At 65.4% G+C, this 14,771-nt stretch carries 12 protein-coding genes; all 12 read left to right on the top strand.

Going from position 1 to position 14,771, the window contains the following annotated elements; genetic code table 11:
* Positions 1-26: 26 nt before the first annotated feature.
* The 12 genes from E2583_RS15605 (at position 27) to E2583_RS15550 (ending at position 14,719) form a co-directional block, all read left to right on the top strand.
* Complete coding sequence (locus E2583_RS15605) at positions 27-1,499, top strand: cytosine permease (protein WP_291597155.1); 1,473 nt, start codon at positions 27-29, stop codon at positions 1,497-1,499.
* Between the two features lie 31 nt (positions 1,500-1,530).
* On the top strand, positions 1,531-3,252 hold the full coding sequence (gene hutU, locus E2583_RS15600; protein WP_291597154.1) for a urocanate hydratase: 1,722 nt from the start codon (positions 1,531-1,533) through the stop codon (positions 3,250-3,252).
* Between the two features lie 155 nt (positions 3,253-3,407).
* Positions 3,408-3,974, top strand: coding sequence for a HutD family protein (locus tag E2583_RS15595; RefSeq protein WP_003059689.1), 567 nt, complete (start codon positions 3,408-3,410; stop codon positions 3,972-3,974).
* A gap of 139 nt (positions 3,975-4,113) precedes the next feature.
* A complete protein-coding gene (gene hutI / locus E2583_RS15590; protein WP_291597153.1) occupies positions 4,114-5,376 on the top strand; it encodes an imidazolonepropionase in 1,263 nt (420 codons plus the stop codon).
* Positions 5,377-5,401: 25 nt separating this feature from the next.
* Positions 5,402-6,790: an FAD-binding oxidoreductase gene (locus tag E2583_RS15585; protein ID WP_291597152.1), complete on the top strand. Its 1,389-nt coding sequence runs from the start codon at positions 5,402-5,404 to the stop codon at positions 6,788-6,790.
* Entirely contained in the window at positions 6,787-7,947 is a 1,161-nt protein-coding gene (locus E2583_RS15580; RefSeq protein WP_291597151.1) for a histidinol-phosphate transaminase, read from the top strand. Before E2583_RS15585 ends, E2583_RS15580 begins: the two co-directional genes overlap by 4 nt.
* Before the next feature lie 42 nt (positions 7,948-7,989).
* Positions 7,990-9,414, top strand: a complete 1,425-nt coding sequence (locus E2583_RS15575; protein WP_291597150.1) for a formimidoylglutamate deiminase — start codon at positions 7,990-7,992, stop codon at positions 9,412-9,414.
* Positions 9,415-9,455: 41 nt separating this feature from the next.
* A complete protein-coding gene (gene hutG / locus E2583_RS15570; RefSeq protein ID WP_291597149.1) occupies positions 9,456-10,274 on the top strand; it encodes an N-formylglutamate deformylase in 819 nt (272 codons plus the stop codon).
* A gap of 47 nt (positions 10,275-10,321) precedes the next feature.
* Entirely contained in the window at positions 10,322-10,996 is a 675-nt protein-coding gene (alkB, locus tag E2583_RS15565) for a DNA oxidative demethylase AlkB (RefSeq protein ID WP_291597148.1), read from the top strand.
* Positions 10,997-11,062: 66 nt separating this feature from the next.
* Positions 11,063-12,139 carry a homocysteine S-methyltransferase family protein gene (locus E2583_RS15560; protein WP_291597147.1) on the top strand — a complete coding sequence of 359 codons (1,077 nt, stop codon included), beginning with the start codon at positions 11,063-11,065 and terminating at the stop codon, positions 12,137-12,139.
* Positions 12,140-12,327: 188 nt separating this feature from the next.
* Positions 12,328-13,467: a Fe-S oxidoreductase gene (locus tag E2583_RS15555; protein WP_291597146.1), complete on the top strand. Its 1,140-nt coding sequence runs from the start codon at positions 12,328-12,330 to the stop codon at positions 13,465-13,467.
* A gap of 256 nt (positions 13,468-13,723) precedes the next feature.
* Positions 13,724-14,719: a porin gene (locus E2583_RS15550; RefSeq protein WP_291597145.1), complete on the top strand. Its 996-nt coding sequence runs from the start codon at positions 13,724-13,726 to the stop codon at positions 14,717-14,719.
* Positions 14,720-14,771 lie beyond the last annotated feature (52 nt).

The following is a 14,771-nucleotide window of genomic DNA, read 5'->3' as shown; positions in this document are numbered from 1 at the left end:
TCCAGAGGGATTGACGGAGCAATTTCATGAGTATTGATACAGCAACGCTGGGTTCCTCTGGCGCCATCGAGACCCGAACCATCGACATGGTTCCGGAGAGCGAGCGCCACGGCACGCCCTCCAGCCAGTTCACCCTCTGGTTCGGTGCCAACATGCAGATCACGGCGGTGGTGGACGGCGCCCTGGCCGTGGTGTTCGGTGCCGAGGCCATGACGGCCATCCTCGGTCTGCTGATCGGCAACATCCTCGGCGGCATCGTCATGGCGCTGCACTCGGCCCAGGGGCCGCGCCTGGGTCTGCCCCAGATGATCTCCAGCCGCGTGCAGTTCGGCGTCAAGGGCGCGGCCCTGCCATTGGTCCTGGTGATCCTGATGTATGTGGGCTTCGCCGCCACGGGCACCGTGCTCTCGGGCCAGGCCATCAATCTGATGTTCGGTTTTCATAGCCCCGCGGCCGGCATCCTCATCTTCGGCGCGCTCACGGCCCTGGTCGCCGTGGTGGGCTACCGGCTCATCCATGTGGTGGGGCGGATCTCCACCGTGGTCGGCATACTGGGCTTTGGCTATCTGGCCTGGCAGCTGTGCCATCAGTTCGATGTGGTCTCGGCGTTCGGCCAGAAGCCTTTCACCTGGGCCAGCTTTCTGACCGCCATGGCCCTGTCGGCCGGCTGGCAGATGACGTTCGCCCCCTATGTGGCCGACTATTCGCGCTATCTGCCCACCAGGACCTCGACCGCCGCCACCTTCTGGACCACGTTCAGCGGCAGCGTCATCAGCTCGCAACTGGCCATGAGCTTCGGCGTGCTGGTCGCCGCGCTGGGCGCCAACTTCATCAAGAACCAGGTCGGCTTCATGGGCCAGCTCGCCGGCCCGCTGGCGGTGGTGATCTACCTGGTCATCGTCACCGGCAAGCTCACCGTGAACTGCCTCAATGCCTATGGCGGATTCATGACCGTGCTGACCACGGTCAGCGCCTTCAACCGGAAAAAGCAGTTCACTGCGACATCGCGTCTGCTCTATATCCTGGGCTTTGTGCTGGTGACGGTCCTGGTGGCCCTGCTGGCCAGCTCCAACTTCCTGGCCACGTTCAAGAATTTCGTGCTGCTGCTGCTCACCGTGTTCGTTCCCTGGAGCGCCGTCAACCTGGTGGACTACTACCTGGTTTCCAAGGAAAAAGTGGACATCCCGGCGCTCTACGACAGCCAGGGTCGTTATGGGGCCTACAACTGGACGGCCCTGTCCTGCTATGTGATGGGCGTCGTGGTGCAGATTCCCTTCATCAACCAGGCCATGTACGTGGGCCCGCTGGCCAAGGCCATGAACGGCGCCGATATCTCGTGGATCGTCAGCCTGATCGTCACCTCGCTCATCTACTACCCGCTGGCCAGGAAAACCATGAACGTGCCCGGCCAGATGATTTACCCCAGCCAGGTTCAAACTGCGCCGACAGACGCAGGCAAGAGCTTTGCCGGTTCCACCTACGCCGTGCAAGCCGGCTGAATCCTCCCATCCCTTCTTGAAGGATACGACCATGAACGCCAACGACGCCATCATCAGCGCAGCCAAGCAAGACCCCCGTTACGACGCCAGCCGAGAAATCCGCGCCCCGCGCGGCAGCGAGCTGCACTGCAAGAACTGGCTCGCCGAAGCGGCCTACCGCATGATCCAGAACAATCTGGACCCGGACGTGGCCGAGAACCCCAAGGCGCTCGTCGTCTACGGCGGCATCGGCCGCGCGGCCCGCAACTGGGAGTGCTATGACGAGATCCTGGCCCAGCTCAAGAAGCTCGAAGCCGACGAATCGCTGCTGATCCAGTCGGGCAAGCCGGTGGGGGTGTTCAAGACCCACCCCGATGCGCCACGCGTGCTGCTGGCCAACTCCAATCTGGTGCCCAAGTGGGCCAACTGGGAGAAGTTCAACGAGCTGGACCAGAAGGGCCTGTTCATGTACGGCCAGATGACGGCCGGCAGCTGGATCTACATCGGTGCCCAGGGCATCGTTCAGGGCACGTTCGAGACTTTTGTCGAAGCCGGTCGCCAGCACTACAACAACGACCTGACCGGCAAGTGGATTCTCACGGCCGGCCTGGGCGGCATGGGTGGCGCGCAGCCGCTGGCCGGCGTGCTGGCCGGTGCCTGCGTGCTGGCCATCGAATGCAAGCAAAGCAGCATCGACTTCCGCCTGCGCACCCGCTACGTGGACAAGCAGGCCAAGGATATCGACGACGCGCTGGCCCTGATCAAGCATCACACCGAAAAGGGCGAGGCCGTCTCCATCGCGCTGCTGGGCAATGCGGCCGAAATCCTGCCCGAGCTGGTCAGGCGCGCCAAGGCCGGCGGCATCCGACCCGACATCGTGACCGACCAGACCTCCGCCCATGATCTGATCAACGGCTATCTGCCCGTGGGCTGGACCGTGGAGCAATGGAACGCCGCTGCGGCCGACCCCGGCCAGCACCCCACGCTCAAGAAGGCCGCCGCCCAGGGCTGCGCCCAGCATGTGCAGGCCATGCTGGACTTCCAGGCCATGGGCATCCCGACGGTGGACTATGGCAACAACATCCGCCAGGTGGCCCTGGACGAAGGCGTGAAGAACGCCTTCGACTTCCCCGGTTTCGTGCCCGCCTACATCCGTCCCCTGTTCTGCGAGGGCAAGGGTCCGTTCCGCTGGGTGGCGCTGTCCGGCGACCCTGAAGACATCTACAAGACCGATGCCAAGATCAAGGAGCTGTTCCCCGAGAACAAGCACACCCACCGCTGGCTGGACATGGCCAGGGAGCGCATCGCCTTCCAGGGCCTGCCATCGCGCATCTGCTGGCTGGGTCTGGGCGAGCGCCACAAGGCGGCCCTGGCCTTCAATGAAATGGTCAGGAACGGCGAACTCAAGGCGCCCATCGTGATCGGCCGCGACCACCTGGACTGCGGCTCGGTGGCAAGCCCCAACCGCGAGACCGAAGCCATGAAGGACGGCACCGACGCCGTCTCCGACTGGCCGCTGCTCAACGCCCTGCTCAACACGGCGGGCGGCGCCACCTGGGTCAGCCTGCACCACGGCGGTGGCGTGGGCATGGGCTACTCGCAACACGCCGGCGTTGTGATCGTGGCCGATGGTACGAACGAAGCTGCGGCCCGCCTGAACCGCGTGCTCTGGAACGATCCCGCCACCGGCGTGATGCGCCATGCCGATGCCGGCTACGAGATCGCCGTGGAAGCGTCCAAGCGCCATGGGCTCAACTTGCCGATGGTCAAGTAACTGTCACTCCCTGAGGCGCTTAAGCGCCTTACCCCTCTCTCGCTGCGCGGGAGGGGACGACAGCCTCGGTGCGGGGCGGCCCTTCCTCGCTGTCTCTCGCCTGGGGCGCGCCAGTTTTAAGCTGCGTTTTGTTGTAGTTTTTGTGCTTTTGATCGATGCAACGCTTTGACCTGAACCAGATTGCGCCCAGCCCGTGGAAGAACGGGGGCGGCAGCACGCGCGAGATTGCCTGCTGGCCGCAGGGCGCGGGCATGGACAGCTTTGGCTGGCGCGTGAGCGTGGCCACGATTGCCCAGGCCGGCCCGTTTTCGGCATTCCCGGGCATAGACCGCCAGATCATGCTGCTCGATGGCGACGGGGTGCGGCTGCACAGCGTCCAGGGCCAGGTCGAGCACGCATTGACCGATCGCTGGCAGCCCTTCGCCTTTTCGGGCGATACGGCTCTCGATTGCGATCTGCAGGGCGGGCCGTCCAGCGATTTCAATGTCATGACCCGGCGTGGACAATGGTCGGCACGGCTGGAGCTGCTCGCCGGCCAGGCCGAGGTGGGGCTGAGCGCTGCAGGACTTTGCATGGTGCTGCAGGGCAGCTGGAAAGCTGCCGACGGCCGGGTGCTGGAGACCGGTCAGGGCCTGTGGTGGAGCAGTACCGGGGCCGAGTCGCTGGTGGCGCAAGGCGAGGATGCCAGACTGATCCTGGTCAGCCTGACAGCGCACACCTGAAACAGGAGCAGCTTGCGCCTATGTACCGGACACTTCAATGAAGATTGATCTGAAAAGTTAAAAGGGGCAGGCGCTGGTAGCTATGAAATCAGGAGTTTCATGGCCTGGATTGTCGTCATCGAACACGAGGAGCATCGCCATGGCGCAAGCTAATCCCCATCCCGCAGTCTCCGCCGACGGCTGCTGGCACAACCTGCGTCTGGCGCCGGAGCTGTATGTCTCCGAGGTGGCGGATATTCCCGAAGGCACGCTGGCCTGCATCGTGGTGCAGCAAGGCCGCATGGTCTGGGTGGGACCGCAGCATGCCATGCCTGCCGAATACCAGGCGCTGCCCAGGCACGACGGCGCAGGGCGCCTGGCCACGCCGGGCCTGATCGACTGCCACACCCATCTGGTCTATGGCAGCGAGCGCGCCAACGAGTTCGCGATGCGCCTGGCCGGTGCCAGCTACGAAGAAGTGGCCCGGGCCGGCGGCGGCATCGTCTCTAGCGTCAGGGCCACGCGCGAAGCGTCGGAGGACGAGCTGGTGGCGCTGGCGCTGCCGCGTCTGGAGCAGTTGCTGGCCGAAGGCGTGACGGCCATAGAGATCAAGTCGGGCTACGGACTGGCCCTGGAGCACGAGCGCAAGCAGCTGCGTGCCGCAAGGCGCCTGGGCGAGCGGTGTGCCGTGACCGTGCGCACCACCTTTCTGGGGGCTCATGCGCTGCCGCCAGAGTATGCGGGCCGCAGCCAGGAATACACGGATCTGGTCTGTCAGGTCATGCTGCCGGCGCTGGCCGCTGAAGGCCTGATCGATGCCGTTGATGTGTTCTGCGAACGCATCGCCTTCTCGCTGGCCGAGACCGAGCAGGTCTTCGAGGCGGCCAAGGCATTGGGCCTGCCCGTCAAGCTGCATGCCGAGCAGCTGTCGAATATGGAGGGTGCTGCCCTCGCGGCCCGCTATGGCGCGCTGTCCTGCGACCATATCGAGCACCTGTCCGAACATGGCATCACCGAGATGAAGAAGGCCGGTACCGTGGCCGTGCTGCTGCCAGGTGCCTTCTACACGCTGCGCGACACCCAAGTGCCTCCGATTGAGGAATTAAGGGCTGCCAAGGTCCCAATGGCCGTTTCTACCGATCACAATCCGGGTACCTCCCCGTGCTTGAGCTTGCTGCTCATGGCCAATATGGCCTGCACGCTGTTCCGTCTGACGGTTCCCGAGGCCCTGGCCGGCATCACCCGGCACGCCGCGCAGGCGCTGGGCCTGCAGGACGAGCAAGGCCTGATTGCCGTGGGCCGTCCCGCCAATTTCGTGCTCTGGCCCGTGCAGCGGGCTGCAGAGCTGGCCTATTGGTTCGGCAGCAAGCCGGACTGTACGGTGGTGCGTCAGGGCCGGATTGCGCAGCAAGCCAAAGCCTGAAAGCGGGGAGCGCGAAAGGTTGCTGATGTCTCACGAACAATTTCTCAATGAACTGATTTCCACCCTGGGCGCCGATGTGGCGCTGCGCGGCACGGACACGCCGCAGCGTAGCCGCACCGACTGGAGCGGCACGCCGCCCCAGCAGCCGCTGGCGCTGGTGCGCCCACGCACCACGGAGGAAGTCAGCGCCGTCATGCGTCTGTGCAGCGCCCACAGGATTGCGGTGGTTCCGCAGGGTGGGCTGACCGGGCTGGCCGGTGCCGCGGTTCCTACGGAGGGCGCTGTCGCGCTGTCGCTGGATCGCATGAACCGCATCGAGGACATCGATGCCCAGACCGGGCTGATGCAGGTGCAGGCCGGCGTCACCCTGCAGGCCGTGCAGGAGGCTGCCGTCGATGTCGGCATGGTGTTCGGCGTGGATCTCGGCGCGCGCGGCAGCTGCCAGATCGGCGGCAATGTCTCCACCAACGCGGGCGGCAACGGCGTGCTGCAGCACGGCATGATGCGCGAGCAGGTGCTGGGCCTGGAGGTGGTGCTGGCCGACGGCACGGTGCTGCCCATGTTGCGTCCCATGATCAAGAACAACACGGGTTACGACCTCAAGCAGTTCTTCATCGGTGCCGAAGGCACGCTGGGCATCATCACGCGCGTGTTGCTGCGTCTGCGTCCGGCGCCGCAGGCCACGGCCACGACGCTGGTGGCCATGCCCGATTTCGACTCCGCGCTGGCCGTGCTCAAGCGCATGCAATCGCACTTCGGCAACAGCGTCGCGGCCTATGAGCTGATGTGGGACAGCTTTGTGCAGGCCTCCATGGCCTGGCTCAAGCTCGCTGCGCCTTTTGAGCAGCGCTACCCCTTGTTGGCCCTGATCAATGTGGACGGCAAGGACGAGGCGCAGCTGCAAGGCGATGTGCAGCAGGTGCTAGAGGAAGCCATGGAAGCCGGCGAGGTGCTCGATGCCATCGTGGCCCAGTCGGGCGCTCAGGTGCAGCAGCTGTGGAAGCTGCGCGAGGCACCGGCCGAGCTCAACAACAATATGCATCCCGCAATCAACTTCGATGTAAGCCTGCCCCAGGCCGACATCGGGCGCTTTGCCGAAGCCTGCATGCAGGCCTTTGCCGCGCGCTGGCCCGGTCACCAGGCGCTGTACTTCGGCCATGTGGGCGACGGCAATCTCCATGTCTCGGTGGATGGCAAGACCGTCAACGGCGAATGCGAGCAGGTGGAGGAGCTTCTCTACCGCATCGTGGGCGAGATGCAGGGCAGCGTCTCCGCGGAGCACGGCATCGGCCTGCACAAAAAGCCTTATCTGAGCAACAGCCGCACGCCCGCAGAGCTGGCGGCGATGCGGGCCATCAAGCGGGCCCTCGATCCCCTGGGCCTGATGAACCCCGGAAAGGTGTTTGATCTATGACGAATTCTCTGGTGGCTTCGCTGGCCCGTGCCCAGGTGCGCCCGCTGCCCGCGTACAACGCCGGCCTGTCCAATGAAGCGGTGCGGGCGCGCTATGGCGTGACCGATATCGCGCGACTGGCCAGCAATGAAAATCCCTTCGGTGCCAGCGCCTCGGTGCGCCGGGCGATTGCCGAGGTGGCCAACGATGTGGGCAACTATCCGGATGCCAACTGCACGGCCTTGCGCGAAGCCATTGCCGAGCGCACCGGGCTGCCCGCCGGGCGTCTGGTGTTCGGCGACGGCTCGGAAGACCTGATCAAGATTCTCTGCGAGGTCTTTCTCGCCCCCGGCGATCTGGTGGTGACCCAGCGTCCCGTGTTCGGCCTGCACGAAATCTATCCAAAGATGATGGGCGCGGAGGTCGAGCTCCTCGAGCTGAACGATGGACTGGGCTTCGATGTGAGCGCCTGGTGCGCTGCCGTGGCCAAGGCCCCCAAGATCGCCTTCCTGCCCAACCCGTCCAACCCCGTGGGCTGCATGATGGATGCGGCGCAGTTTGCGCAGGTGCTGGAGGCCACGCCCGCCAACACCGTGCTGGTGGTGGATGAGGCCTATTACGAATACGCGCTGCATGACGATGACTACCCCGATGTGCTGGCCATGCTGGATGCGCGGGTCGGGCCCTGGATCGTGCTGCGCACCTTCTCCAAGGCCTGGGGCCTGGCCGGCCTGCGCGTGGGCTACGGCATGGCCGACAGCGCCGAGCTGGTGAGCCTGATGGACAAGGTGCGCTCGCCCTTCAACGTGAACATGGCGGCGCAGCGCGCGGCGCTGGCCGCCTGGAACGATCCTGCGCACATGCGCAGCGGCGTGGCGACCACGGTGGCGCTGCGCGAGGATCTGCGCAGGCAGCTGCTGGCGCTGGCAGGGCCGGGCCAGCCGCTGCAAGGCCTGCGCATTGCGCCTTCGGTTGCCAACTTCCTGTTTCTCGACCTGGGCCGTCCCAATGCACCGGTGACGGAGGCCCTGCTCAGGCAGGGCGTGATCGTCAAGCCCTGGAAGGAGCCCGGTTTCGAAAATTTTCTGCGCGTATCCATAGGTACCGAGAAAGACAACGCGCGTTTTGTTCTGGCTTTGCTCGCTGCGATGGAGCAGACTGAGCGCGTGACTGCATGAGCTGCGCGGTTTGATCTTTTTCGCCTCACAGAGACCATCACCATGACTGCATCCTCATCCATTTCGCGTACCTTGTTTGCCGCAGACGCCTTGCTGCCCACGGGTTGGGCGCGCAATGTCCTGCTGAGCTGGAACGAGAGCGGCCAGCTGACCGAAGTGCTGACCGATGTGGACCCGCAAAGCGGCGAGGCCGGGGAGGCGGAGGACGCCGCCAAGGCGGCCGGCCCGCTGATCCCGGGCATGCCCAATCTGCACTCGCACGCCTTCCAGCGCGCGTTCGGCGGGCTGACCGAATTCCGCGGTCAGGCGCAGGACAGCTTCTGGAGCTGGCGCAAACTGATGTACGGATTTGCCAATCGCATGACGCCCGAGGCGCTGGAGGCGATTGCGACCTGGCTGTACCTGGAGATGCTGGAGGCGGGCTACACCTCGGTGTGCGAGTTCCACTATGTGCACCATGATGCCGGTGGCAAGCCCTATGCCAACGATGCCAGCCTGTCCCTGGCACTGCTGCGTGCGGCGCAGAAGACGGGCATAGGCATGACCTTGCTGCCCGTGCTCTATCAGACCAGCGGCTTCGGGGGGCTGCCGCCTCGCGAGGATCAGGCCCGCTTCATTCGCAGCACGGACAGCATGCTTTCCCTGCTGCAGCAGCTGGAGCCCGTGACCAGGGCGCAGCAGGCAGCTCTGGGCCTGGCTCCGCACTCGCTGCGTGCCGTGCCGCCGGACAGCCTCAAGGCCGCGCTCGCAGGCCTGCACGCCATGCTGCCCAAGGCTCCGGTGCACATCCATATCGCCGAGCAGACCCAGGAGGTGGATGACTGCCTGGCCTGGAGCGGTCAGCGCCCCGTGCAATGGCTGCTCGACCATGCCCCCGTCGATGCGCGCTGGTGCCTGATCCATGCCACGCACATGACGCCCGAGGAATATGCAGGCGCGGCACGCAGCGCGGCCGTGGCCGGCATCTGTCCCACCACCGAGGCCAATCTCGGCGACGGCATCTTCGACATGCCGCTGTGGCTCAGGCATGGGGGCCGCTGGGGCATTGGCTCGGACAGCCATGCCTCGGTGAATGCCGCCGAAGAGCTGCTGATGCTCGAATACAGCCAGCGCCTGAGCCTGCGCCAGCGCAATGTGCTTGGCGGCGGCGCCCAGCCCCAGGTGGCGACCTCCATGACCTTGAAGGCGGTGGCCGGCGGTGCCCAGGCATCGGGCCGCGCCATTGCCGGTCTGGCCGTGGGCCAGCAGGCCGATTTCGTGGTGCTCGATGCCCGCCATGTGGCCCTCAACGGGCTGCCTGCCGACAGCGGTCATGCGGCCCATGTGTTTGCCAGCCATCGCACTTCGGCCATTGCCGAAGTCTGGGTTCGCGGCCAGCAGCGCGTGCAGGCAGGCCGTCATGCGCTGCACGAAGTCGCTCAGCAAGGCTTTGTGCAGACCCGCAAGGCATTGCTGCAGAACGCCTGAGGGCGGCTGCATTCAGATTTTTGACAGAAGAGAGACGCTCCATGAGCCAAGCCATCGCCCCCTTTGTCTTTCACCAGGGTACGGCACCGCTGCTGATTTCCATGCCGCATACCGGCACCCATGTGCCGGCCGACATTGCGGCCAAGCTCACGCCCGAAGGGCGCGAAGTCCATGACACCGACTGGCACATGCCGCAGCTCTACGACTTCGCCAAGGCACTGGGCGCATCCATTCTGGCTGCCACGCATTCGCGCTATGTCATCGATCTGAACCGTCCGCCCGATGGTGCCAGCCTCTATCCGGGCCAGAGTGTGACCGGGCTGTGCCCGGTTGACGGCTTTGACAGCAAGCCTCTCTATGCCAGCAAGGACCTGGAGCCCGACGAGGCGGAAGTCGCGCGCCGTCGCGAACTCTACTGGCAGCCCTATCATGCGCAGCTGCGCGCCGAGCTCGATCGCATCAAGAGCCAGCATGGCGTGGCCATGCTGTGGGATGCGCACAGCATCCGCTCGGTGCTGCCGCGCTTTTTCGAGGGCAAGCTGCCCGACCTGAACCTGGGCACCGCCGACGGCAAGAGCTGCGCGCCGGCGCTGGCCCAGCAGCTGCTGGACATTGCACGGCAGGCACCGGACCACACCAGCGTGCTCAATGGCCGCTTCAAGGGCGGTTTCATCACGCGCAACTATGGTCAGCCGGAGCAGGGCTTTCACGCCGTGCAGCTGGAGATGACGCAGTCCAGCTATATGCAGGAGCAGATGCCGTTCGACTACCTGCCCGAGGTCGCGGCGCGCATCCAGCCCACCATGCAGCGTCTGCTGCAGGCCGTGCTGGCCTTTGCACAGGGTTCGGGGCGTGCCTGAACCTGCGTGCGCACTGTTGCCTCTCTTGCGTGGGCGATGATGGAGCCATGAGCCTGTCGCTATTCGAAACCGAAACCCCGCCCCCTGAACCCATTGATGACGGTGCCGTGCTGCTGCGCGGCTTTGCGACAGCCGAGGAGCAGCGCTGGGTGGCCGAGGTGAGGGCCTTGCAGACACGGGCAGCGTTTCGCACCATGCAGGTGCCCGGCGGCAAGTTCATGTCGGTGGCGATCACCAACGCCGGCGGCTGGGGCTGGATTTCGGATCTGCAGGGCTATCGCTACAGCGCTGCCGATCCGCAGACCGGCAAGCCCTGGCCTGCCATTCCCGCCTTTCTGGGCGAGCAGGCCGCCAGGGCCGCGGCGCTGGCCGGCTATCCGGGGTTTGTCCCCGATGCCTGCCTGGTCAACCGCTATCGGCCGGGCGCGCGCATGGGCTTGCACCGCGATCAGGACGAGAACGACTTTGCGGCGCCCATAGTCTCGGTCTCGCTGGGCTTACCCTGTCGTTTCCTCTGGGGCGGACTGGCGCGCCAGAGCCCCACCCGCAGCCTTGCGCTCACCCATGGCGACGTGCTGGTCTGGGGCGGGCCTTCGCGTCTGGTGTTTCATGGCGTCGCCCCGCTCAAGGACGGGCAGCACGCGCTGCTTGGCAATGAGCGCTGGAATCTGACGTTCCGCATGGCCAAGGCTCGTTACCCGGCAGGCCAGCAATCGGAATAGGCGCTGGCACCAGGGCAATGCCCGGCTGCCCGGCAAAGCCGGCCAGCTTTCCTACAATGGTGGTCTATGAGCCAGTCGCACCCCACCCCCGCCTACACCCGAGCCCAGGAACTGCCCGCAACGCTTGCCAAGCGCCTTGTCATTCTTGACGGTGCGATGGGCACCATGATTCAGCGCTTCAAGCTGGGCGAGGCGCAGTACCGCGGCGAAGGCTATGCCGGTGCCGATGGTGCGGGCGAGCGTTTCAAGGATTTCGCCCATGACGTCAAGGGCAACAACGAACTGCTGTCGCTGACCCGACCCGACGTGATCCGCGACATCCACGAGAAATACCTGGCTGCCGGCGCCGATCTGATCGAGACCAACACCTTTGGTGCGACCACGATTGCGCAGGAGGACTATCACATGGCCGAACTGGCCTATGAGATGAACCTCAAGAGTGCCCGGCTGGCGCGTGCGGCCTGCGACAAGTACAGCACGCCCGATCACAAGCGCTATGTGGCCGGCGCCCTGGGCCCCACGCCCAAGACGGCCTCCATCAGCCCCGACGTGAACGACCCGGCTGCGCGCAACATCACCTTCGAGCAGCTGCGCCAGGCCTATCTGGAGCAGACGCTGGCGCTGATGGAAGGCGGTGCCGACGTGATCCTGGTCGAGACCATCTTCGACACCCTCAACGCCAAGGCCGCGCTGTTCGCCGTGGACGAGGCCTTCGAGCAGACCGGCGAGCGCCTGCCCATCATGATCAGCGGCACGGTCACCGATGCCTCGGGCCGGATTCTGAGCGGACAGACCGTGACCGCGTTCTGGCACAGCGTGCGCCATAGCAACCCGCTGTCCGTGGGCCTGAACTGCGCCCTTGGTGCCACGCTGATGCGTCCCTATGTGCAGGAGCTGGCCAAGGCGGCTCCCGACACCTTCATCAGCTGCTACCCCAATGCCGGTCTGCCCAACCCCATGAGCGACACCGGTTTTGACGAAACGCCCGAGATCACCAGCCGTCTGGTGCACGAGTTCGCGGCCGAGGGGCTGGTCAATATCGTGGGCGGCTGCTGCGGCACCACGCCCGACCATATCGGTGCCATTGCCAAGGCCGTGCAGGCCACGGCCACGCGCAAGCTGTTCTACCCGGCCGAAGCCTGATTCCGCCCGGAATGGTTCGCCCCTGACCCGCGCTTCGGATCGCGGGCGTGAACCGTGCGGCCCCGGCACGACCTGGGCAGCCCTGGTGCTTGAGCCACAAGCACTGGCAGCTCTTTTTCCGATGCTTATCTGCAGGGGCGGGCACAATGGCCTGATTCCGGCTTTGATGCCCCGCCACCGACGAACGCATGACTGCACCCCTGCAACCCGTTGCCTCCGTACTGCCCGTGTCCGTGCCCACGGGTCAAGCGGCTGCGCAGGCCGGCAATGTGGCTGCAGCCGCTGTCCAGGATCTTCCCGCAGCGCAGCAGCTGCCCGCCTCTCAGGCGACGCCCCCGGCGACCAGCATCGTGCAGTGGTCGCCGCAAACCTTGCAGAACCTCAAGCTCCAGGCCTTTGAATATCTGATTGCGCAACTGGCGCTGCAGGTGCAGGCCCAACCCGGTGCGCCTAGCTGGCCCAGTCAGGGTCTGCCAGCGGCCGTGCAGCAGTTTGTGCAGAGCCTGCTCGCGCAGGTTCAGGTCAGCCTGCAGGGACAGACCCAGCCCTTGCAACTGCTGGCGGGCCAGCAGGGATCGGTTGCGCTGATGCAGGCCCTGGTACATGCCGCAGCGTCCGGCGCGCAGCCTCCTGGATCGGCTTTGCAGACGGCAGCAGCCCTGTCGCCCACGGCGGCAGCCGCATTGGGGCAGGCGCAGCAGGGGATGACAGCAGCCGCTGCTGGCGGCGATGCCGCACCGCGTCTGCCCCAGCTGCAGAACTGGCTGGTGCAGCAAGGAACGCTGGTCACGCCGCAAGGCGAGCGCAGCTTTTCCCTGACATTGCAGGTGCCTGCCGCCTGGGCGCAGGCTGTGGGTGCGGCAAGCATCCCGACAGCCCAAGGAACGGGGACGACCCTGCGCCTGCCCATGGCGGATCCGGGTGTCTTGAGTAGCGGTCCTCTGGCTCTGGTGGTGCAGCCGCAGTCGTCGGCGGCGACCAGCACGCTGGCCACCAGTGCATTGCTGTGGCTGGAGCTGCAGCCGGCCCCCGCAAGCCCCGCCCAGGCGATGTCGGCACAGATGGCCGGTCTGCCTCTGGCCATGCCAGCGCCGGCGCTGGCACAGGAAGTGCAGCAATTGCTGCAGAACAAGCCCGATCCGTGGCTGATGATGGCGGCGGCCCAGGCTGCCAATGCCCTGCCTGTGCCGCGCCGCAGCAGCGAGCACCGCTCGCATCTGTGCACGACCGAAGGCTGCCAGTACCAGGGTCTGGCACCCTGTGCCCAGCCTTTTTGCAGCGAGATGAATCGCATCTGGGCAGCTTCCGGCGTGGCGCGCAGCGGCTGAACCAAGCTGACGACGGACTGGACTCTGCGCAGGCCGGACTTTCATAATGGACTCCGTTGCCTGCTTTTTGAGCAGGCTTCTCGGGTCGGAATTGGCAGCCCCGCTGCCAGCCATGTTCCGGCTGTCTTCAGTGCATCAGGCAGCGCCTGACTGCCTGTCATCGCCTCATCTCACAGGTCTGCGACCTTCTCTGTCTGCTGGTGTGCCAAGGGCTCGCCGGAGGCAGTGACTTCACAATTCAAGGAGAACCACCGGCATGCGTTTGCGCACTGGCATTGCTTGTTCCACATGTTTCACTCTTCTGTCGGCCGTGCTCCCTGCGGCGGCCCAGTCCACCAACGTCAGCATTGGCGGTCTGATCGACGGCGGCATCTATCGCGGCTTTGATGGCACGGCCCAGGCCGGCACGATCCAGCGCAGCAATCTCGCGATTGCGGGCTGGGAAGATCTGGGCGGCGGTCTCAAGGCCACGTTTCGTCTGAGCGCACGTTTCGATATCGACACCGGGCGTCTGGAGGATCAGGGCAGCAAGCCGTTCTGGCACGACGAGTCCACGGTGGGCCTGCAAGGCGGCTTTGGCCATCTGCGACTGGGTCGCGCCCTGTCGGCCATGTGGTCACAGGACTGGAAGTTCGACCCATGGGCCAATTTCAACCGCATTTCCTCGCCCGCCTGGTACCAGTGGCACTACCTCACGCCTACCGACCGCTACAGCAACAACGGTGCGGCCGAGTATGGGCGCATGGCCAACGGCATCTTCTACGACTCGCCTACGGTGGGCGGTTTCACCCTGCATCTGAGCGCCTCGCCGGAGCGAACCGAGGTGCCGCTGACCTTGCGTCGTGAGGGGCGTGGCTATTCGGCCTCCCTCAACTACGACTCGGACAGCCTGAGCGGCATGCTGGCCTTCGAGCGCAACGGCAGTGGCGACAAGGACACTTTCGTGGCTGGCAAATACCGCTTTGGCGCAGCCGCCGTGATGGCCGCCTGGGACTATTCGCGCGTGGCCCAGACGGCACTCTCGGCCAAGGCCCTGACGCTGGGTGCCACCTACCAGATGGGGCAGACCACGCTCAAGGCCGGCTATGGCCGCCAGCGCATGCAGGAGCAGACCAATCATTTCTATTCCCTGGGGGCCGACTACGCGCTGTCCAAGCGCACCACGCTCTATGCCAGCCTGGGGCGCAAGAGCTACGAGTACGGTGCGGACTCGGGAACTTCGTTCGGCGTGGGCATGGCTCACGCTTTCTGAACCCCCAGCCTACCGCCCTCCAGCCGCAGCCTTGCTGCGGCTTTTTTGCGCC

The sequence above is a fragment of the Comamonas sp. genome (assembly GCF_009360615.1).
In the GTDB taxonomy this organism is placed as follows: domain Bacteria; phylum Pseudomonadota; class Gammaproteobacteria; order Burkholderiales; family Burkholderiaceae_C; genus Comamonas.
Note: the sequence above shows the minus strand (reverse complement) of the source record. Positions and strands in the feature narration are given on the sequence as shown.